The sequence below is a fragment of the Bacillus norwichensis genome (genome assembly GCF_014836955.1).
In the GTDB taxonomy this organism is placed as follows: Bacteria; Bacillota; Bacilli; order Bacillales; family Bacillaceae_C; genus Siminovitchia; species Siminovitchia norwichensis.
Map to the genome: position 1 here is coordinate 30608 of NZ_JACSPV010000027.1, position 20416 is coordinate 51023.

At 40.6% G+C, this 20416-nt stretch carries 16 protein-coding genes; 5 read left to right on the forward strand and 11 right to left on the reverse strand.

Translation table 11 applies throughout. From position 1 onward, the window contains the following. Positions 1-9: 9 nt before the first annotated feature. On the reverse strand, positions 10-3093 hold the full coding sequence (locus tag H9631_RS14540) for an efflux RND transporter permease subunit (protein WP_191814003.1): 3084 nt from the start codon (positions 3091-3093) through the stop codon (positions 10-12). A gap of 97 nt (positions 3094-3190) precedes the next feature. Here H9631_RS14540 and H9631_RS14545 point away from each other — a divergent pair, with 97 nt between their 5' ends. The 4 genes from H9631_RS14545 to H9631_RS14560 all read left to right on the forward strand — a co-directional run bounded on the left by H9631_RS14545 (position 3191) and on the right by H9631_RS14560 (position 8557). Continuing rightward, positions 3191-4015: a TetR/AcrR family transcriptional regulator gene (locus tag H9631_RS14545; RefSeq protein WP_191814005.1), complete on the forward strand. Its 825-nt coding sequence runs from the start codon at positions 3191-3193 to the stop codon at positions 4013-4015. A 762-nt stretch (positions 4016-4777) separates the two neighbouring features. Beyond that, positions 4778-6385 carry an ATP-binding protein gene (locus H9631_RS14550; RefSeq protein ID WP_225221058.1) on the forward strand — a complete coding sequence of 536 codons (1608 nt, stop codon included), beginning with the start codon at positions 4778-4780 and terminating at the stop codon, positions 6383-6385. Positions 6386-6387: 2 nt separating this feature from the next. After that, on the forward strand, positions 6388-7122 hold the full coding sequence (locus H9631_RS14555) for a response regulator (protein WP_191814007.1): 735 nt from the start codon (positions 6388-6390) through the stop codon (positions 7120-7122). 109 nt (positions 7123-7231) lie between these two features. Continuing rightward, complete coding sequence (locus tag H9631_RS14560; RefSeq protein WP_191814009.1) at positions 7232-8557, forward strand: CitMHS family transporter; 1326 nt, start codon at positions 7232-7234, stop codon at positions 8555-8557. Between the two features lie 174 nt (positions 8558-8731). Here H9631_RS14560 and dpsA read toward each other — a convergent pair whose 3' ends face one another. The 10 genes from dpsA to H9631_RS14610 all read right to left on the reverse strand — a co-directional run bounded on the left by dpsA (position 8732) and on the right by H9631_RS14610 (position 19186). Continuing rightward, positions 8732-9631, reverse strand: a complete 900-nt coding sequence (gene dpsA / locus H9631_RS14565) for a dipicolinate synthase subunit DpsA (protein ID WP_404801747.1) — start codon at positions 9629-9631, stop codon at positions 8732-8734. Between the two features lie 4 nt (positions 9632-9635). Then, positions 9636-11342, reverse strand: a complete 1707-nt coding sequence (locus H9631_RS14570; protein WP_191814011.1) for a sigma-54 interaction domain-containing protein — start codon at positions 11340-11342, stop codon at positions 9636-9638. A gap of 80 nt (positions 11343-11422) precedes the next feature. Then, positions 11423-12742, reverse strand: a complete 1320-nt coding sequence (gene lysA / locus H9631_RS14575; RefSeq protein WP_191814013.1) for a diaminopimelate decarboxylase — start codon at positions 12740-12742, stop codon at positions 11423-11425. Positions 12743-12765: 23 nt separating this feature from the next. Further along, positions 12766-13020 carry a (2Fe-2S)-binding protein gene (locus tag H9631_RS14580; protein ID WP_191814015.1) on the reverse strand — a complete coding sequence of 85 codons (255 nt, stop codon included), beginning with the start codon at positions 13018-13020 and terminating at the stop codon, positions 12766-12768. Next, positions 13017-14228 carry an NAD(P)/FAD-dependent oxidoreductase gene (locus H9631_RS14585; protein ID WP_191814017.1) on the reverse strand — a complete coding sequence of 404 codons (1212 nt, stop codon included), beginning with the start codon at positions 14226-14228 and terminating at the stop codon, positions 13017-13019. The genes H9631_RS14580 and H9631_RS14585 overlap by 4 nt, the downstream gene beginning before the upstream one ends. Beyond that, entirely contained in the window at positions 14218-14523 is a 306-nt protein-coding gene (locus H9631_RS14590) for a (2Fe-2S)-binding protein (protein WP_191814019.1), read from the reverse strand. Before H9631_RS14590 ends, H9631_RS14585 begins: the two co-directional genes overlap by 11 nt. A 32-nt stretch (positions 14524-14555) precedes the next feature. Next, positions 14556-15707 (reverse strand): NAD(P)/FAD-dependent oxidoreductase, encoded by a 1152-nt coding sequence (locus H9631_RS14595; protein WP_191814021.1) that lies wholly within the window; start codon positions 15705-15707, stop codon positions 14556-14558. Between the two features lie 260 nt (positions 15708-15967). After that, on the reverse strand, positions 15968-16885 hold the full coding sequence (locus tag H9631_RS14600) for a hypothetical protein (protein ID WP_191814023.1): 918 nt from the start codon (positions 16883-16885) through the stop codon (positions 15968-15970). Positions 16886-17073: 188 nt separating this feature from the next. Further along, positions 17074-18426 (reverse strand): TRAP transporter large permease subunit, encoded by a 1353-nt coding sequence (locus H9631_RS14605; RefSeq protein ID WP_191814024.1) that lies wholly within the window; start codon positions 18424-18426, stop codon positions 17074-17076. 91 nt (positions 18427-18517) lie between these two features. Then, positions 18518-19186, reverse strand: coding sequence for an aspartate/glutamate racemase family protein (locus H9631_RS14610; protein ID WP_191814027.1), 669 nt, complete (start codon positions 19184-19186; stop codon positions 18518-18520). Between the two features lie 395 nt (positions 19187-19581). On the opposite strand from H9631_RS14610, the gene H9631_RS14615 reads away from it, so the two are divergent. After that, positions 19582-20367 (forward strand): HAD family hydrolase, encoded by a 786-nt coding sequence (locus H9631_RS14615; protein WP_191814028.1) that lies wholly within the window; start codon positions 19582-19584, stop codon positions 20365-20367. Positions 20368-20416 lie beyond the last annotated feature (49 nt).

The following is a 20416-nucleotide window of genomic DNA, read 5'->3' on the forward strand; positions in this document are numbered from 1 at the left end:
TTAATTTCATTAATTCTCTTCTATTTCTTTGCGGTTTTTCTTAAATAGTTTAGACAAGACTTCATATACAATTGGTACAACAATTAAAGTTAATAAGGTAGAGCTTGCCAAACCGCCTATGACCGTGATTCCAAGACCTTTTGAAATCAAGCCTCCGCCGCCATTGCCTAGTGCCAATGGGATTAACGCCCCAATGGTAGCAATTGCGGTCATCAGGATTGGGCGGAGACGCGTTGCTCCAGCTTCCAATACAGCCTGACGCATTTCCAATCCAGATCGTTCCATACGGACAATCCGGTCGACCAAAACAATGGCGTTCGTCACAACAATACCGATGAGCATCAGTAGCCCCATCATCACAGAGACCGAGATCGTCTCACCAGCTAGATATAAGCCGACAAAAGCTCCAATAACAGTAAATGGTAGTGAGAACAAAATAGCAAATGGCGCCACACCTTCATGGAAAGTGACAACAAGGATGAAGTATACGATAGCAATCGCAGCTAACATAGCCATGCCCAACTGAGTAAATGTTTCATCCATGTCTGCCTGTACACCGGCAATATCGACTGTTACGCCTTTTGGCAGATCCAGCTTATCTACCTTTTTACCAATCTGGGAAGTTACTTTGGAAATATCATCGCCTTTAACTGTCCCTGAAATCGTAGCATAGTATTCACCTTTACTGCGGTCGAGTGTATTGTACGTAGATCCTTTTTTCACTTTGACAAGATCTGCAAGCGGTACTGTATCACCCGTTGCCGTTGGAATTTTCTTATCCAAAAGCTCATCCACAGTTTCCGGCTGAGCCGCTTGTTCTTGTTGAACAACGACATCTAAAGTGTCTCCGTCTTTTTCTACCGTCGTTAATACATCTTTTGTATTTTGAGGGTTTAACATCATTACAATCTGACCTGTTGTCAAACCTTTTTTCAGCAATTCAGCCTGTTCAACTCGGAACGTATATTTGACAAAAGTTCCCTCGGAGCTGGCAGAAACATCTTTCAACCCATCGTTGTCCTTCATAATGTCTTCTACCTGCTGTACCGATTCATTCAGTTTATCTAAATTTTCGCTGTAGAGGGTGTAACTGACTTCATTGGTAGAGCCAGACATTGATGAGAAGTCCTGACTTTTCCATGTTCCTGATTGATCAAGTGTCGTTACATATTTCTCTACTTTTTCCCTTACTTCCGAGAAGTTTTCCATATCCGGGTCAAAAATCAAGTACATTAAGGCACCGCCTGAGCCGCCGCCCATCATTACTGCGGAAGGATCCCCAGCTTCTGTGATGGACACTTGAACAATGTCAATGTCATCACGTTTCAGCATTTTATCTTCAACAGCTTTAACATTTTCCAGCGTGTCTTCTTTCAGTTCCCCTGCTTTTGGCGTGTACGTTAAATACATTACCTTTTCTTCGTCACTGCCTAAGAAGCTAAAACCGATGAGTGGCGTCAACGCCAAACTTCCTACTAATAAAGCAATCGCAAGTACTGACGCAATGATTTTGTGGTTAAGCACTTTATTAAGAGAGCTTTTATACCAGTTTGCTAGTTTGCCCGGCCCCTTATGGCTTTTCTTAGTTTTCTCACCATATAATTTCTTTTTAAACAAGAAATGTGAAAGGGCAGGCACAATGGTGATTGCTACAAGCAACGAAGCACCGAGAGCAAACGCCATTGTCAAAGCAAATGGCATGAACAATTCACCGACCATACCACCAACAAAAATCATCGGCGCAAATACGGCAACTGTTACTAATGTAGAGGACATAATTGGTTTGAACATTTCAATGGTCGCTTCACGTATAAGAGCACGACCGTTCAGTTTTTCCTCTTTTAAATGCAGGCGCCGGTAAATATTTTCAACAACAACAATCGAATCATCAATAACCCGACCGATCGCTACCGTAACCGCACCAAGCGTCATAATATTCAACGTAATATCCATCCAGTTCAATAGCAGTAATGCCATGAAAATAGATACTGGAATCGATATAATCGAAATGAGTGTTGATTTAAAGTCTCGGAGGAAAAGAAGGATGATTAATATAGCAATCAATCCGCCGAACAACGCTTTTTCAATCATCGTTGCCACAGAATCCTCAATCGGCTCTCCTTGGTCAAGCGTGACGTCAATGGAAAGAGCATCATACTTCGACTTTTCTTCCTTGATTAATTTCTTCACTTTATTTACAACATCAACTGTGTTCGCCTGCTGGTCTTTGACAATCTGAATCGCTATCGCATCTTTTCCGTTTGTACGGGAAACCGATTCAACTTTTCCGACCGTCTTGATCTTCGCAATATCACCAAGCTTCACAAATGGTGATGGATTGTCGGCAGTCGGAGTGATAGGAATTAACATATCCTTCAATTCCTTGACAGTCATGAATTTCCCATCAACCGAAACTGCTTGCTCTCCCTCTTTAAACTCATAAAGCCCTAATGAAACGTCCATGTTACTCGCTTGGATCATTTCTTTGACTTTATCTTCTGTCAAATCCAATTTTTCCATCTTCGCTTTGTTGTACGTGAGATCTACTTCTTCAATGTGCTGACCAGTGATGGTAGCTGATGCCACACCATCAAGTTTTTCGATTTTCGGCAGCAAACTTTCATCCACTGTCGACGTTAGTTCAACAATGTCTTCTTTTGAGCTGCTTACACTAAGGGCAATAACCGGCATCATGTTCATGCTGATAGCTGATGTTGTCGGCTCCTCTGCCCCCTCCGGCAATTCAACATTATCCAAAGCTGAATTTAATTCCCTTTTCGCCTCGTCCATATCGATTCCATATTCATACTCCACTTGAATACTCGACATATTGGAATATGAATTTGAGTAAACTGCTTTTACATGGTCAAGGCCTTCTACCGCTTTTTCTATTGGCATGGAAACATCTTCCATCACTTGTTCAGGAGTTGCTCCAGGATATACACCTGTCACCATTAAGAAAGGAATGGAAATATCCGGAATCGTCTCCGTTTTCATCCGAGTTCCTGAATAAATCCCAGAAACTGTAATGATGATGGTAAGAAGCCATACTGCAAGTTTATTCTTTAACACAAAATTAACTAATCCGTTCACAATTACACCTGCCTCAAATTGACTTTTTCCTTACAGTTCCTTATAATAATGACCGATTGGTCATTTGTCAATGAATATCCTAGGAGCGAGCAATAACATGGCAAAAAAACAATTAATTATGGAAAAGGCATTGGAGCTTTTTGCAGATCAGGGATTTAAAGCTACGTCTGTCCAACAAATAACAGAACATTGCGGTATTTCTAAAGGAGCATTCTACCTTTCCTTCAAATCTAAGGACGAATTGATATTAGAGTTGTTTGATCATTTTTCAATGCAGGATTTATCAGAGATTGACTACCTGGTCAAAAATTCAGAAACTAAAACGCTTTTATATGATTTTTATCTTGCAATGTTTCATTCTTCTCAACAACATTCGGACTTCGCTAAGATTTTTATTAAGGAACAGATGCATACACTCGATGAAAAATTTGTAAATAAAATGCAATCCTTTGACAGAGCACTCGAGGAAGGGATTTTAGCCATCGTAGAAAGATTGTATGGCGAGGAAATCGAAAAGATTAAATATGATTTGATCTACTGTATCAAAGGTTTTTTGAACACTTATTCACAAATTCTTTTATTCAGTGAAATGCCGGTTGATTTGGACTTGCTAGCACAATCGCTTGTTGAGAAAACAAATGTGCTTGCGAAACATACGACCATCCCCTTTGTTACAAAAGAGATGGCCCAGATGCCTCCAGCAACCGAGGAGATAACGAAAGAACAACTCCTTGAAATGATGGAAGAGATAATGGAAGAAATAACCGATTCGATTGAAAAGGAATCACTGATCTTACTAAAAGAGCACCTAGTAGAGCCATCCCTCGACGCTGCCATTGTGAAGGGTTTGCTGGAAAACATTTGGAAAAACCCTCACTGTAAATGGCTCTCTTATTTACTTCGGCGGTATTGGGAGCTTTGAGCTTCTGTTTTAAAAAATGCCTGCACACATTTCATAATGTGGCAGGCACAATCTACTAAGAAAACTATCAGGAAATCAATATCTTGTGTAGAACCCCACTTACAATCTCCCCTGCTGTCTTCGGCGCAGTTTTTCCGGGCAGCCCAAGGGCATGAACAGCCTTCAAACCTTTTTCTCGAGCAAACACGAAGTCCATTCATCCGGATAATCAGGAAAGAATTCTCCATTTTTGAAAGAATGCCAGTCTCCAAAATCATATAAGGGATACAAATATCCATTTTTCGAAAATTGATTGCCTGTTTAAAAATAAACGTCAAATGCGCCTTGGCGTAATTATCGAGGTCCGCTCGATAAATTTCCTCTGTAAATCTGTGACATTCGCCAAGGGCTTTAACTTTATTCAGCTGGAATACCAACACACCTTCATCTCACCACTTACAGAAGTAGGAAACTTTTGCTGAATGAAGTTAAAAATTGTATGGTTAAAAATAATTCACCCTGTACTCAACTAGTAATTGATTAATCTCTTCTTTAGTGAAAAAACACTTAGCCAATGTAATTGGATTTGTTCTATATGCCCAAATTCAAATCAATCCCGTCCGACTCAGCTGGCTTTTCTCCGTTTCCAACGTTTCTCACTTTTTTAACCGCCCTTCTGTTCCTTCATATAAGCATAGAGCCGCCGGATGACATTTTCCTTTTGATATATATTTTTATAATGCTATATTATCAGCAGACCTTAACACTGAAGGAGTTTTCAACTTGGCCAGACCAACTAAAGCAATTCCAAATCGTAACCAAAAAAGACGATTTTTCAATTTACATATTAAAATGATTTTGTTGATTAGCTTTCTGCTTATATGCATTCTGTTTGTACTAGGTATATTAATAAATCAACTAGTTTCCAAGACGATTGAAAATCAAATAGGCAAAAGAGCTCTTAGTGTTGCTTCCTCTGTTGCGAAAATGGATGATATTATCAAAGCCTTTGAGCTGGATGATCCAACCAGTAAGATCCAGGAAATCGTGAGCCCAATTCAACAGGCTACTCATGCACAATATATTGTGGTCGGAAATAAAGATGGGATTCGTTACTCCCACCCTGTCAAGGAACGTATCGGCAAGAAAATGGTGGGAGGCGATAATGAGCGGGCTCTTCATTATGGAGAATCATATATCACCAAACAAACAGGCTCTTTAGGTCCTGCTATACGCGGTAAAGTACCCATTATCAATAAAGATGGCCAAATTATTGGCGTCGTATCAGTTGGTTTTTTAAATGAAAATGTGGAAGCTATTATTAACGCAGAGAAACATACCATTTGGTTCTATATCTCTCTCGTCTTTATATTGGGAATAATCGGTGCAATCGGTATTTCCACTTATATAAAACGTCTGCTCTTTCATATGGAACCTGAAGAAATATCGGAATTACTATTACAGAAGGAAGCTATTTTACAATCAACCAAAGAAGGGATTGTGGCCATCAATCAACACGGAGAAACCACAATGGTCAACAAAGCAGCAAAACAGATGCTTACAGCGAATAAGGAAGTAGATCAATTAACTTACAATCTTTTATTTCAACATATGAAAGCGACAGACATTGAAATGGACAAGGAGATGTTACTCGGCGACACAGTTGTATTGGTAAACCGAATACCGATACAAAATGAAGAATTTACTGGGGCAGTAGCAACCTTTCGGAGAAAAACCGACATTGAACACCTTACAAAAGAACTCCATCAAATGAAACAATATGCAAATACCTTACGAGCACAAGCCCATGAATTTTCCAATAAGTTATATACTATTTTAGGTTTGATCCAGTTGGATAAAGTTGAGCAGGCGGAAGCCTTTATTAAACAAGAGAGCGAAACCCAACGTCATTGGCTTACGTTCCTCGCAGACCGTGTAGCAGACCCTTTAGTGCACGGATTGTTGCAAGGAAAGTATAACCAGGCAAACGAATCCGGAATAATTTTCACGGTTCAGGAAGACAGCCTATTGGCGCACCCTCTTACCGGTCGAAAGCGAACGGCCTTACTAACGAGTTTAGGAAATGTTATTGAAAATGCCATTGAATCTATTAAACTGTCACAATCGAAGATGCGGGAAATATCTATATATTTCTCTGACAGAGGAAAGGAACTCTACTTTGAAGTTGAAGACTCTGGACCCGGTGTCACACCGGAGGCAGCTAAAGTGTTATTTGATCAAGGCTATTCCACTAAAAGTGAAATTGGAAGAGGAATGGGCTTAGCATTAAGCAAAAAAGCGCTTCATGATGTCGGCGGTGAAATCATGTTTGAGAGAAGCGAACTTGGTGGTGCACTGTTTGTACTTGTCATACCAAAAAGGGAGATGTAGAAATGGAACAAAAAATAGACGTCCTTATCATCGAAGATGATTTTTGGATTGCCGGGATTCATAAAGATCTGGTGGAACAAATTCCATCGTTCCATGTTCAGCATATAGCCAAATCCAGTGAAGAAGCCCAGAACTTTTTGAGTCATTCCGAACAATTACCACATATAATATTACTTGATATTTATATTCCGGACACGGAAGGATTAACTCTGTTTTATAGCTTAAGAAATCATTTTCCATCCATTGATATTATTGTTGTTACAGCGGCAAATGACCTAAGAACGATTGTCGAAACAAGGCGTGCAGGTGCATTCGATTTTATTATAAAACCGGTGGATCAACATCGGTTCCGTCAATCCTTATATTCCTACGCAACATTTCAAGATCAAATCAACCGTTCAGCATCATTCAATCAGGAAGAAGTAAATAAGCTATTTCGCATGACTTCATTGGCAAGCTCACAAGAAAAAAAACCATCCCAATTACCGAAAGGAATCGACCCGCTTACACTCCATGAAATTATCGGATTCCTTGAAGATGATACTTATGAGGCTATGACAGCTACAGATATCAGTGAATCGCTAGGTATGAGCCGGTCTACTGTCAGACGATATATGGAATATTTAGTATCAACGAATCAAGCGGAAGCTATGTTACATTATGGCAGTGTTGGAAGACCTTTAAGACAGTATATTTATCGAAAACAATATGAACAAAATGCAGAAAAAAATCTTTAAACGATAAATGAAGCAAATATATATATCCTTTTCTTTTTTTGCTAATTTGTAAAAGATAAATAGATTCAAAATACAAATGTAAACGCTATCTAAAGGAAGGGGTATACGCATGCTAAGCATCATTGGCTTCGCTACGATCTTGATCATTGTCTTAATATTAATTCAGGGCAAAATGACACCAATCATCCCGCTAGTAATCATCCCGCTTATTGGGTCTCTCGTAGCGGGATTTAAAATCACGGAAGTTGGCAATTTTTTCAGTGATGGACTCATATCTGTTATTCAAGTAGCTGTTATGTTTATTTTCGCTATTTTATTTTTTGGCATTATGCAAGATGCCGGATTGTTTGATCCAATCATAGATAGAATGATAGCGGTAACCCATGGAAATGTTATTACAATAAGTGTCGGTACCGTGCTAATTGCAGCGATAGCACAACTTGACGGTTCTGGCGCGTCAACATTTTTAATAACGATTCCTGCATTATTGCCCATTTACCGGCAAATGAAGATGAGTCCTTATTTACTTCTTTTATTAATCGGCGGCAGTGCAAGTATTATGAACATGATTCCGTGGGGAGGACCACTCGGACGTGCTGCTTCCGTTTTGAATGTAGATGTCACGGAACTGTGGAGACCTCTGATTCCCATCCAAGTCATTGGGATAGTTTTAATGATTGCCCTAGCTGTTTTTTTAGGAATGAGAGAAAAACGAAGAATCATTGAGAGTTATGGAAGTATTGAAGATGCTATCGCCTTCGAAGAGGAGGACGGAGTTCTATTTGACCGCCAGGGAAACGGCAAGACAGGAATTGCAAAAACAAAGAAATACTGGCTAAATGTTCTATTGACGGTTGCAGTCATTGGGGTGCTGGTTGCCGGAATCATCCCGGCTGGGTTAGCTTTCATGATTGGGGTCTGCCTTGCTCTTCCACTTAATTTCAAAAAAGCAAATGACCAGAATAAAACAATTCAAAAGCATGCACCAAATGCGTTAACGATGGCAACCATCATCTTGGCAGCAGGCTCCTTTTTGGGAATACTGAACGGAACGGGTATGCTCAATTCGATTGCAGAAGATGTGGTCAATATACTCCCTTCATTTATCGCACCTTATCTTCATTTGATCTTAGGGATTTTGGGAGTTCCGTTTGATCTGTTGTTAAGTACAGATGCCTATTACTTTGCACTGCTTCCGGTTGCAGAACAAATTGGGGTGACGTTTGGAATACCTTCTATATCCATGGCATATGCCATGATTATTGGAAATATTGTCGGAACATTCGTCAGCCCATTTTCGCCAGCACTATGGCTTGCCATTGGACTTGCAGGTGTGGAAATGGGCAAACATATTCGCTATTCCTTCTTATGGATGTGGGGTATAAGTATAGCTCTCGTCATCATAGCCTTTATAATGGGAACCATCTCTGTCTAATCAAAAACACGGCAGAATAGATTATGATGATCTGTTCTGCCGTGTTTTTTATCTAAGCGTTATAGATCAACTGATCAGCAAGCGGCCTTATAATTAAGGGGTTCCTTCCTCTATTTAATTAAAATTGCCTGCACACTTTTCATAATGTGGCAGGCACAATCTACTAGAAAGCTATCAGGAAGTCAATAGCTTGTATAGAACCCCACTTACAATCTCCCCTGCTGTCTTCGGTGCAGTTTTTCCAGGCAGCCCAAGGGCATGAACAGCCTTTAAACCTTTTTCACGAGCAAACGCGAAGTCCGTTCCCCCAGGCTTTGAAGCAATATCGATAATCAGAGAAGAGCTCTCCATTTTTGAAAGAACTGCAGTATCTAAAATCATATGAGGAACCGTATTAATACAAATATCCGTTTCAGAAATATAATCAGCCAGATGATCCAAATGAACCGGGCACATTCCCATTTCACTGATTCGTGCAAAATCGGAATCTTTTCTGGCAGCCACGCTAACTTTTGCACCTACAGCAGAGAATAGTCTGGCCAAGGTTACACCTGTTCTCCCAAATCCCAGCACCATCACCTGAGAACCATGGATGGTATAATCCGTTTCTTCTATCGCAATCTTTAAGGTTGCTTCGGCTGTTGGAATTGAATTTAAAATGGATAAGTCATCACGGTCAGTTAAACGAACAAGGCTTCTGCCAGCCTGATTCACAGCTTCATCTAAATAGCCATTGGAAATTCCAGTGTAAACAACACAATGCTTCGGTGTCTGCCTCAGCATCTCGAATGATAAATTCATAGGTTCATCTGAATAGACAGCATCAACTTCCCCATCAGCACTTGTTCCATGCAATGGCAGCAAGATAGCATCAATTAATTCAAAATCAACCTGATCCAATTTTTTGTTGTTGATAGCGGGGTGAGAGAAGGTCATTTGATCAAATCCAGCTAAATCAATATCAATTCCCTTAGCTGCCAACTGATCAATGACTTCCAAGTACCGTTGATCACCGCCGATAATTAAAAGATTCAAATTTTCTCCCACTGACAATACCGCCTTTCCATTTGACACAATGTCACTCCAGTTGATAATCTCGGATTTTATTATAGAGTGTTGAAATCGAAATCCCTAAAGAACGAGCAGCCTGCTTTTTACTTTCCAATGAGTTCCCAAAATGATGTAAAGTCCTTTGAATATGTTCTTTTTCGATATCCTTTAAAGGTAAAAGTGAAGTTGCGGCTGACTGTGAATAGTCACCAGTCTCAGAAGAAGGACCAAGTATTCTTTGAATTTGTTTTAAGACCAAGGAATCCGATATGACAGATGAAGGGCTCTCGTTCATCAATCTTTCCAACACATTCTCCAGCTCCCGAATATTCCCCGGCCAATCGTGTTTGGATAAAATAGAGGTACCTTTGTCTGTAAGCTGCATTGGGCTAAGTCCGATTCTCTGCGATATCCCGTTCAATAGCTCTTGCACCAACAAAGGTATATCCTGCTTTCTTTCTCTTAAAGGAGGCACTTCAAGGCGAATGACATTCAATCGATAAAATAAATCTTCGCGGAACTTACCTTCGGAAACTAATGTTTCCAAATCAGCATTTGTGGCAGCAATGATCCGAAATTCTACATGTATTTTCTTCAGTCCACCAATTCTCTCAAACTCTCTATGCTGTAAAACCCTTAATAATTTGGCCTGCAAAGAGACGCTCATTTCGCCAATTTCATCCAAAAACAATGTCCCTTCATTGGCCAATTCAATTTTGCCAAGCTTTTGTTTTATAGCATGCGTAAATGCCCCTTTTTCATAGCCAAATAACTCACTTTCCAGTAAATCCGCTGGAATCGCCGCACAGTTAACAGTGACAAAAGGCTTATCGCTGCATTTACTTTCTGTATGAATGGCGTGGGCAAATAACTCCTTACCTGTCCCGCTTTCTCCGGTTATTAAAACGGTGGAACGAGTACGCGCTGCCTTCTTCGCTATGTTTATTGCTTCTTTGATTTCGTTACTTTCACCGATAATATGATCTAGTGAATACTTGGATTCATATCTGTCACTCGATTGCTGACTAATCATCCGCTGTTCTTGTTCATGCTCCATCAATTTTTCCGTCAGATACTTTACTTCAGTTACATCTTGGAAAGTCGCAACTGCCCCTATGAACTTGCCTTCCACAAAAATGGGAGCTGCATTGGCGACCGTTTCAACATTAGACCCCACACTTGTTGATTTATAGCTAAAAACCGGGGCCCTCGTTTTATAGGCTTTATTCAATGATCCACCGGGAGACACCTCTTCAATATGCTTTCCAAGCCTTTCTTCAGGCGAAACATTCGTAATTCTGGAAAAAGAAGGGTTTATAAACTGAATAATGCCCTCGGAATCAACAAACTGTACACCCTCATGTGAGTGCATTAAGATCGTTTGATAAAACTGTTGCTTTTCGGTTAGTGATTGAATTTTACTTGCTGTTCGAGCCAACTTTTCGAGGATCCAAATTGAATCCGGTGTAATAACTACCCTATCTTTCCTATCCCAATTTTTCAATTCTTGGTGATAAGGTGCCTCATTTCCAGTTATCAGAATGAAGTGGATCTCTTGGTGATTCACTTGCTCAGCATAATGAACCAACGGGACCTCTTCTGGAATTTGGTCAACGAGAGGATCAATCACACCAGCAAGGCAAAGAATCCCTCTATCAAACCAATCCGCCATTCCATCCAAAATATCTCTTCGATAGCCAATCATTAAAACCGACATTGAAATATCTGTAGCCATCCTGCTTCCTCCCGGACTGTGTAACATTACAAATTTTATAATTTATATCATATTAACACACAGGAGGTAACCTATTACTCTTAAATGGGAGATTTTTCGTTGATTGACATATCCAATCTTACAAGATCCTCATAAGACTCCCGTTTGATCACAAGTCTGCTTTCGCCTTTTTCGACAAAAACTACTGGTGGCCTAGGAATACGATTATAATTGTTGGCCATGGCATATCCATATGCTCCTGTGCAAAAAACGGCCAAAATATCTTCTTTATCTGGAGAGGGAAGAGGCAAATCCCAAATAAGCATATCACCGGATTCACAGCACTTTCCCGCAATAGACACCACTTCATCTTGCTGATCAAGCACTCTGTTAGCAAGAACCGCCTCATACTTTGCATCGTATAAAGCAGGCCTGATATTGTCCGTCATTCCACCATCAACAGCCACATATTTCCTTATATTCGGCACGTCTTTTCTAGAACCGATTGTATAAAGAGTAGTACCTGCGTCTCCAACAAGTGAACGTCCCGGCTCAATCCATAATTCTGGCATCGGCAATGACAACCTTTCCGTTTCCTTGCTCACTTCAATGATCATTTTTTCGACATACTGTTCCGGAGACAATGGGGTATCATCATTCGTATAGCGAATACCAAAACCGCCTCCAAGGTTCAAAACCTCTGTAATAAAATCATACTCGTTTTTCCATAGACTTAGTTTTTCCAATATTTTTTTAGCGGCCATAACGAACCCAATCGTTTCAAAAATTTGTGATCCGATATGACAATGAACTCCCAGCGGACTCAGGTACTCGCTATCAAGAGAAAAATTCAGAGCCATTTCCGCCTGTCCGTTCTCCAAGTCAAAGCCAAATTTTGAATCCTCCTGACCAGTGAGGATATAATCATGTGTATGAGCTTCAATACCCGGGGTTACACGGAGCAATATATTAACGGTTTGTTTCCTCTTCTGACATAAGTAATGCAGCATATGAAGCTCATGAAAATTATCAACGACAATGCAGCCAACTTTATGATCCAAAGCCATTACAAGTTCCTCTTCACTTTTGTTGTTTCCGTGAAAATGGACCTTGTCGATGGGAAATTTAGCAGCTGCCGCAGTATATAACTCCCCTCCTGAAACCACATCCAGCGAAAGCCCCTCTTCATGAACAAGCTGTAGTATCGCAATAGACGAAAAAGCTTTGCTTGCATAGGCAACCTGAGATTTCACCCCATACTTTTCAAACATCTTCTTAAAAGAACGAGCACGGCTCTTGATTAATTCCATATCATAAACATACAACGGAGTGCCATATTTTTTTACCAATTCCACTGTATCGCATCCACCAATTTCAAGATGGCCTTCATCATTGATTGATGCGGTTCCATGTAAGTACATCCATTTACCTCCAAATTAAGACTTTATTTTTTAATAATGTCGCTTAAAAGTACCGGGCGGACGGGAGCTTGAGCATGCTGTAAAGGAGGAGCCTGATTGCCCATTTTGGATTCTATGATATCACGAAGAATCGGCTGACAAACCCGGCCTTGACAGTAGCCCATACCGACTCTGACTCTTTTCTTCAGCCCGGGAACACTGTTAGCTCCGTCATCCATCGCTTTTAAAATCTCCGACAAACAGACACCTTCACATCGGCAAATTATCATGTTTTTCATACAATGCCTTCTTTCTCCCAAATCTTGTTCATCTTTGAACGTCCTTCTTCAATTTTAGGAAGAAAACGTAGAGGAGACCTTTCCCGTGCTTTCTTCACTTCCCTCATCGCTTCAGTAACCGAAATGGAGCTTTCCCTCCCCATGGATTCCAAAATGGATGCGGCTGCAAGCTGGCCCTGCGCCATAGCGACTTTTGCGCCCTCAATTCCGGTGATATTCCCGGCTACATATAACCCTTTTACAGGGGTGGACATATCAGCTCCATGCAGTGGTACCATCCCCCCTAATTCTGGAATATCAATGATGGGACATCCCGCTGTCTGTGCAAGATCAACCATTGGGTAAAGACCCGCGGATAGACAAACCGCGTCCACTTCAATTTGTTCCTTTTTCCCGGTAGGATGGCCGTCTATGGATACAGATTGAAGTGTAACCCCTTCAACCTGCCTACCCCCTTCAATTTTCGCAACAGATTTACGCAAATGAATAGGGACACCATTCACCTTTAGAAGATTGAAGGTCAATGCCCGGGCTGTCAGATTGGGAAATCTACCTAAAGCAAGCCTTCCTGCCATTCGCATAAGCGGATTGGGCGCAAGGTCAACCACGTCCTTGAGCCGCTCCAGCGTATGTCTGGGCGAATTTTTTATGCCGGTTACTGGCGACAACGGCGGCAAGACCATACCGACCACATCAATGCCCGCATTTTTCATCTCCATCATGACAGACAATGAGAGCGGGTCAATTCCCACAATGATTACTCTTTTTCCAACCGCTACATGATGCAGATTGGTAAAAGTCTGAGCAGCACCTATGCTCATTGCTCCTGGAAGTGTCCATCCAGGAATAGGCAGAGCTTTTTCAATTGAACCAGTGGCTAATAATAGTACTTTGGAGGTAATCGTGTTCACCTTTGTCCCCGTTACATTTATTTGCCATTTTCCACTGACAGCCCATGCTGTCACACCGGTAAAAATATACACTCCTAGATCCCGTGCTTTTTTCTCCAATTGTTCCGCGATTTCCCTTCCATTCCAAATCCTCTCATTAGGCAGAGCCTTTGGATCTTCGTAGTGCTGTCCGAGCAATCTACCACCTGTACGGTAATACTCATCAATGACAGCAACAGATAAACCGTTTTGGACTAATTCTATGGCTGCAGTAAGACCTGAAGGCCCGGCTCCAATGATGACTGCATCAACTTTCATCTTTTAACTTCTCCCTTGGTGAAAAAACCTTTGTTCCTTGCCTATTTGGCGTCAAACAAGTACGAATATTTGAGATACCATCAACATCTGCCCGACATTCATAACAGTGGCCGATTCCACAAAATATTCCGCGAGTCTCTCCGGTGATTTCACATGTCCGAAGCGTCTTAATACCGTGGGCCAGTAAAGAAGCCGCAATCGGCTCCCCTTCATAGCCAGTTAATTTCTTATTATTAAAATAAAATTCAATTTCTTTTGATTTTTCAAAGCTGTTTATGCGAAAGGAACTGGACAACTTGCATTCACTCCCTCTGTACAAGAGTTATACTAATCGAAACGGCTCAATGAAAACGGCCGAATATCTACACCTGGATTGGCACCGCATACAACCCGTGCCATTATTTTTCCAGAAATCGGTGCAAGTGCCACACCGTCTCCCTCATGTCCAGCGGCTATAAAAATACCATCCAGGCCATTTATTGAACTCAATATAGGCATGCCATCAGGCGTATAAGGACGAAGACCCGCAAATGCCCTGATAATCCTCACCTGAGCTAATTCAGGAAAAGCCCGCACTGCTGCTTCACCAATTTTCTGAGTAATCTCAGAAGATGTTTCCGTATTATAGCCCGCAAATTGCCGCGATCCACCGATCAGTAATGTTCCGCTATAGGTTTGCCCTATAGCTAAACCAATCCCTAAAGGATCGGCATATTCCTCATGATGATTTCTCTTTAATTTGTTTGCAATATATGATGCACTCAGTATATTACTTTTAAGGAATGGGTCTAACCTTTCCGAAACAAGAATCTGGCCTCGTCTTGGAATAATGGGAACATTTACTCCTATCTGTTCTAACAGCATCGGCGTCCACACTCCCATGGCAATCACAACCGCATCAGCATATATCTTCTCTTCGGAGATACGGACACCAATGACACGGTTATTTTCAACTATCAATCCCGTGACCGGAGATTGTAATTTTATTTCGGCTCCCAATCGTTGAGCGGCTCTTGCCATGGCAAATGAGACATTTAATGGGTTGACTTCCGCGTCATGCTCCCACCAAGTCGAACCAAGCAACTCTTTAGATAAGCCTGGCTGGCGCTCGCGGGCTTCATCACCAGATATCAATCGTACATCTATACCCGCTTCCTGTTGACGCTTAATCATATCCTCCATGGCCTTCATTTCTTCCATTGTTTCAATAATGATCATTCCGCCGTCTTTTCTATATTCCAGATCGGCTTCCAATTCTTCTTCAAGACTTGCATATAGCTTTGCACTTTCTTTTGCCAAATCTAGCGTTGGACCGGGCTTTTTTGATTGAAGCATGATGGCTCGGTCGCAAGCTCCTGATGTGCCGGAAGCAATATCTTTCGAGTCAAGCAGAGTCACATCCGCACCTTCTTTAGCAAGGTAGTAAGCTGTAGAAGTCCCAATCAGACCACCGCCTGCAACGATAACCTTATAGCTCACTGACTCCCTCCTTCAAAATGGTTTGTAAAGATTTTAAGTGTATTATGCAAAAGTCATACCAAGAGTTTTTCCCTCTTATAAAAAGAGTTAACATCTCTTTTTTATAAAAAATGTAATTTTCAAAGGTCATCATTATAATTTTTGTAAAAAAAGAGCCCCTATTATCTCCACAACCTGAGAATAGCAGGGCTTCATTAACTGAGTAAAAATATATGAATGCAATATATAACGATCGTGTGGATGAATAATAACACCACTGCCTAAAGCAAATTCCACCGTACTGTAATTTTAAAAATATTCTCTTGCAGAAGACTTGAAACAGCTGTAGTTACTGGTGATATTGGAGAAATCGTTGTTCCAACAGCCCACGCACTTAACAGCATCATTGCCATCACCATGGCATGGATACCCAATTCATCGTATGAAATGGTTGCTACAATCGCACTGATTGTCACCATTTGATGGACGCCAACAAAAGAAAGCAAGGTAATGATCAAGATTGTCATAAAAATCAAAAGAAGCACTGAAGTGTGAGCCAAACTTACCCAAACATTACGGATATAGCCAGATATGGAGGTATTGGACAATACCACTCCAAAAAATCCCGCTGTTAATAGGAAACTCACTTCATTGGCCTTATGGGGAAAAATATTTTTTCGATATTCATTGATTTCTTTTAAAAATTCCTTCGGGATTTTCAAATAAACCGTCCAAAGAAAAGCAAAAACAAGAACGCTGATTGAAATAAGAACACTTGCATTTAACGTCACAAATGGCTCAAATACAAAAATAAAACCTGTTAGCAATAGGAGCACAGCAAAGAGCTCATACAATTTTTTATAATTAATATACCGGTCACTTTCAATAAAGCCCAGTTCTATGTGCCGCATCTCAATATATCTAAATAAATAGTATGCAATCAATATCTGAAAAAAGCTCAATATCAATCCATACGGTAAATATTGATGAATGGGTATGTTAAGTGAGTAAACAACTAAGAAAACAGAAGCAAAATACGGTGACCATGTGTGAACTGACGTAAAACCCCGAACATAAACTCTTCCAAGCAACTCATTTGGCAGTTTCACTTTCTTCATCATGGCATGAACGATATACAAAGATCCGAGGTTTGTAATCGGTCCGATCAGTGAAAAGAGGCCTGTAATTAACAAATACAAAAGGTTTGGCTTTTGAATCAAATGCGCCTTGGCGTATTTGCGCCCAGATTTTATCGAGCTTTCGCTCGATAAATTTCCTCTGAAAATCTGTGGCATCCGCCGGAGGCTTTGACTTTATTCAGCCGGGGTTTGAACCCCCACTGAATAGGAATACCAATATGCATTCATCTTACTTCTGCTGAATGAAGTTAAATAAACCATGCGATTAACCCAACAATTAAAAAGTAAAAGGAGTTCGGCAAAGCCAGCCCCATTACCTTGATTGGATCTACTTCTTTGTTTAAAATTCCCCCAATCAACCCGCAAACGACGAATGCGGTTAGTCCAACCGGAGGCATGTTCTGACCAGCAGCAGCGATATGAGAAGCTCCCAACGCTATTAAAGTTGGGTCTACATCCATGTTTTTCAAAATCGGCGCCAGAAAAGTGACATTTACCGACTGGGCTGTCGTCTGCGATCCTGTCAGCATTCCAACAACTACGATGGATAAAGCACCTCCGATTTTCACCATGGAAGCAGCCAGACCTTCAGTCATTTGTGCGACCTTATCAATCAGCCCTGAAGCGTAAAACACGCCGACCATGATTCCAGCGCAAAGCTGGATTTGCACAGTTTGGCTGACTTTTGATAGTCCTCCTTTAAACACTTCTTTTGACTCTTTCCAAACAGATGGGAATAGAAAACTGACAATAATCGCAATAATGATCGCTGAAACTACTTGAAAGGTAACTCCTTGTAAAATGGGAATTTCCTTCAGCGGCTTCAAAATAGCAGAAAAGACGATCCATTCTTCAAAAATATTGTACTCAAAAAGTGTATTGGCAATCACGATTGCAACTAGAACAGCAAGCGGCACTAACGTCATCCACTTTTCTTTTAAGATTCCAAAAACAGACTTTGTCGCCATTAAATGATCGGGCATCTTTTTTCCACGGACAAACCTGAATGACTCCAAAATAGCCAACACGCCGCCAATGCCGACTGTAATATAAGCAATGTTAATGACCGGGCTGGGGTCAATGCCGACTAAAGAAGATGAAAGAAAAACCCCTTGTGTGATAGGCGGCATGATGGACCCGATCGATGCGCCTACTAAAATAATCATACCAATCTGTTCCGGCTTTACTTTTAATTCATAAAGAGAATTGATCACTAAAAACCCTATAACCGTTGCAGCTGCAATCGCATCTCCAAGCAGTGATCCGGCTATGATTAAGGTAATGAAGATGGCTGCAATCAAACCTTTAGGCGAGTTTCCGAATATAGCTCGGAGACTGCTTAATGTTGTATCCATCGCTCCCAACTTAACCTGCGACTCAGCATACAATGAACCAAAAATGGACAGCATGATTACCCAAGACAAACGATCGACACCATCTATAAACGCCAGCAGGGTCTCGCCTGGCCCTAGCCCGGAAATAACGGCCGAGGAAATAGCCGCAACAAGTAAGGCTACCTTTATATTCCCTCCGATTTTTGGTATTTTCTTTACCAAGGCGATGATAAATAACAACAACAGCGGTATTACGATTTCAAGCATATGACTATCCCCTTTTTAATAGGAACGAACCCAGTTCATTTTTGTAAAAAACGCATTTTCAAAGTATTTCTTCGGAATGTAATTCCAAACACTATATAGTCAACTGGATATAATTCATTAGTGTCGTAATATCAAATATTGGTAAATTAGTTACTTTTCTAATCTCCTCTTTGTATGGTGGCATATTGGTACATTCCAAAACAATCGCTTTTAATTCCGGATGCTCTGCAATCCATTGAGCCGTTATCTGTTTCATTTCTTTTGCAACAACCTCTTCATCCAACTCAATCTCTTCTTTTATAATCGCACCCGAGAACGCCGGCATCTCGTCCATCCCCTTGATAATGGTCCGGTATTGATGAGCATCCACTCCTTTTAAATGGGATTCTGTTAAACTAGATTTCGACGCAGTCAACACACCAATCGGCTCACCTGCAATGATGGCTGCCAATGGTATTTGTAATAAACTAGAGGAGAAAAAAGGAACATTTAATTGCTGTTGGATTTCTTTTTGATATAATGCCAAAAACCCGCAGCTTGTCGTAATGGCTTTAATCCCTTCCTCCTCAAGCTCTTTTGCAGCTTGAACAAACGGTCGGATCAATGCAGCGTCTCCTTCCCTGACAACTCTGGAAATACTCGCTCCTTTCACTTTTTTATATATGACCGGAAAAGAGAAAGTATCTGGATTGCCCACATCCCCTAAAGGTCTATGAAACTGTGTATCTAGCATTAATACTCCAATTTTTGCATTAGCCATGTTATGACACCACGCAACCGAACAACTCATTGAGTGGTACAGCTTCACCTCCAAGTTATATTTATAGGTTGTTGACACTACGATATTGCTGTTCTTTTAAATTAATACGTAAATATGTAAGCCCCATTTATCCTGGCATGCATCGGAAAAGAAAACGATTACATTTTTTCTTTCATTTTTTATATGCAAAAATCACGCCACTCCCTGCCATATAAAAAACAAAGCAATAAACTCGAAAACAATAGCCAGAATTATAAAATTACAAAAAATATTATTTTAAATTATATAATATAAAATAAACTTGCACCTTAATCTTTATGGAGGACTAGAATTTAACCTTTTCTATGGGTAAAATGGATAGTAGATTTTATTACTATTTCAAAGTGGGGAAAATAATGATCAAAGCCATTTTTTTCGATTTAGACGATACACTTTTATGGGATAAAAAAAGTGTAAAAGAAGCATTTGCTGCTACATGTAGAGCGGCTGAGGAACACTGCGGATTAAATCCGGATGAATTGGAAGAAGCAGTTCGTGAGAATGCTAGAAAGCTCTATTCATCCTATGAAACTTATCCCTTTACCCAAATGATTGGTATCAATCCTTTTGAAGGTCTGTGGGGAGAATTCCTTGATGAGACAGAGGATTTTGAAAAGCTGAGCAAAATTGTTCCGGAATATCGCAAAAACGCTTGGACATTGGGATTGAAGCAATTGGGCGTAGACGATTCAGATTTCGGCTCTGAGTTGAGTGAACTTTTTCCAAAGAACCGTCGAAAAGTCCCATTTGTTTATGAGGACACATTCCAAGTGCTCGACAAATTGAAAAAAGATTACCGCCTGGTGCTCATTACAAACGGATCACCAGATTTGCAAAATACAAAGCTGACCATTACTCCAGAACTCGTGCCATACTTTGACCACATTGTCATTTCCGGCGGCTACGGAAAAGGAAAGCCTGACAAAGGAATTTTTGAACATGCCCTGTCACTGATGTCATTAGATAAAGACGAAGCGATTATGGTGGGCGATAACTTAAATACGGATATCCTTGGAGCCAATCGTGCTGGTATCAAATCTGTTTGGATCAACAGAGAAGAAAAAGAGCGGAGCGAGGTAGAACCTACATATGAGATCCGTGAATTAAGCGATCTTTATGATGTTCTGGAAAAAATGAGATAGGCCTAATTGGATTCTAATTTCCATTTAAAAAGAGCAGGTATTACTATTT